The organism is Kistimonas scapharcae (genome assembly GCF_039540975.1).
Classification (GTDB): domain Bacteria; phylum Pseudomonadota; class Gammaproteobacteria; order Pseudomonadales; family Endozoicomonadaceae; genus Kistimonas; species Kistimonas scapharcae.
In genome coordinates this window covers 1-2,051 of the sequence record NZ_BAABFL010000090.1, presented here as the reverse complement: position 1 = coordinate 2,051, position 2,051 = coordinate 1, and the positions used below count along the sequence as shown (strand labels likewise).

Genomic DNA, 2,051 nt, shown 5'->3' with positions numbered 1-2,051 from the left:
CAGAATCAGTGTTCAAGACTTACCAGAATGGGTGTTCAAGAGTTACCAGAATCGGTGTTCAAGTTGTGCCAGAATACGCAGCGAGCGGGTTGACTGCGATTAACTCTGCATCTACAGCATCTTCAAGAGCGGTGCGTACACAACTTAACAGGTTGTTTTTATGTTTATGACCCCGTGTGCGACTATCCAGCCATTCCTTCATGTCCTTGCCTTGTACGCCGCCTAAAGGCATGGAGGGCATGTAGTCTTCCAGTTGGTTGATAACTTTTTCATAGAACTCGTGGGTTGAGGCAGCTATGTCGTTTTTTATTGTTTCAAGCCACCTACGCATGTAGAGCACAAGGTTGGTTTTTCCCCCTGCACACACTTGTATTTCACCTTTCCGTTTCGAGTCAGGAAAAGATATTGCGTAATTGAATGTGCCATCCTCAATGGATTGAACGACCCGCGCCCTGAAACGAGCGGTTCTTTTCAGGTTAGCGGGAGTGGGGTCGAGCTTAATTGCTTCCCACCGCCATTTGCCATTGTAGGAGAACCCGACTTCGATGGTTGATTTTGAGCGTGACCTGACGCCCTCATACTGCTTTGTGCCCATATATTAAACCCCTCGACAGCGATCAAGATACGTCCGTCAGGGGCTTTTACATATTCACTTCCTTCCAGCCAGATAGCGTCATGTATCTTGTTGTAGATGGCGGACTCAGAATATCCGGATTCCCTGGCAAACTGTTTTACGGTTTTGTATAGCACCATAGTTTTTGTGGTGTGTCCCTGACATGGTTGTTATACCCTAATAATAGCCATGCTAATATAAATACCCAAAGAGAAGCAATAGCTTCTCCCCTTATTCCGGTTCAATCACTGACACGACACGCGCCAGAAAACTGAGGTCCTTTTTCAGAATCAGTTCATCCTCCGTTGTACGAAATGAGTCGTTTGTCGCCCGTTCGCAGACAGCAATGTGTAGCTTGGGGCTTTTGAGTGTGCGGTAGGCGATCTTGCTTTTTGCTCTGGGAGGCTTGTTGGTATCCACAAGAAGGATACTGCCCTCGGTGCAAAAAGGTTCTATGTCAGTGTCGATGAAAAAGGCGACTTCTGTAGGGCTTTTTTTATTATTGGTTGGAACCTCAACCATGTTCATGTCCGGCAACCTCCCCGTAGCCGAGCCTATTACTGGCACTAATGTGCGAACTACAGCACTTGACTGTAATAGGGATGCTGTACGTTTGTCCAGTGTTAGCGGGTCTANTGGGTTTTACCCATGGCTTCGGCCAACTTCTCTTGGTTCAGGCCGAGGTCAGCTTTTTTTGCGTTATACAACGCTTTGAGTTTTTTCGCGGTCTTGCGATCTTCCTCGGTAATGACGCGGGTAGCTTCACCTGACATACGACGGTTCCTTTTGGACATGCAGAACAACCCCAATGGACTGGCGACCAACGGGAATGGTTTTATTATTGTTCTGGCGTGGTAAATACAACGGAGGGTAAGCACCACTAAATAAAAAACACGCTACCGCCCGGAGAGTTTAGCTAGTCCGTGTACCGACTTAGCGAGGGCTGGTCCTCAATACCCTTAGCGTAGCTTATATATTTAGCAGTGCTTATATTCTCACCCAAAAGTACATATTCCTGTTACTGATGATTTATACAGTATTGTTGAATGCGATGAATTATGTCTTTCTGGGGCAGGCATCGGGCGAGGAAATCACTGGCGGTTATGGGGGTTTGCCAGCTTAAACCACTGAAAATAACCCCGCCATGCTCGCATCCTGCGATGACCCAGGCATCCTGCCTTTTCTCATGTCGTCGTTGCAGCCAGCGTTGCTGCATGGGCGACAGGTATTTCTTGTTGGTCAGGTCGATCAGTGTGTCCGGTCGTTTGGGGAATGGGTTGATGTACTTGTATTCAACCCACAGGTCATTTTCGGTCCCTTCATAAAAGCTGTCGGGTACACCACCGGCATAGTTGTCTGATCTGGCAAGAGTTTTCCGGACACTTTTTTACGCTGCCTTGGCAAGTTCCTGTTCATACTTGAAAGGTGCCAAGTAGCC

Annotated in this window: 2 protein-coding genes; both read right to left on the bottom strand. The window is 47.6% G+C overall.

From position 1 onward, the window contains the following. Positions 1 to 58: 58 nt before the first annotated feature. Positions 59 to 595, bottom strand: a complete 537-nt coding sequence (locus ABD892_RS05515) for an Arm DNA-binding domain-containing protein (RefSeq protein WP_345194401.1) — start codon at positions 593 to 595, stop codon at positions 59 to 61. A gap of 249 nt (positions 596 to 844) precedes the next feature. Then, a complete protein-coding gene (locus ABD892_RS05510; RefSeq protein ID WP_345194400.1) occupies positions 845 to 1,135 on the bottom strand; it encodes a hypothetical protein in 291 nt (96 codons plus the stop codon). Positions 1,136 to 2,051: the final 916 nt, after the last annotated feature.

Excerpts from the sequence above, each read along its gene's own strand:
- ABD892_RS05515 (WP_345194401.1), bottom strand. The coding sequence starts at position 595 with ATGGGCACAAAGCAGTATGAGGGCGTCAGGTCACGCTCAAAATCAACC.
- ABD892_RS05510 (WP_345194400.1), bottom strand. The coding sequence starts at position 1,135 with ATGGTTGAGGTTCCAACCAATAATAAAAAAAGCCCTACAGAAGTCGCC.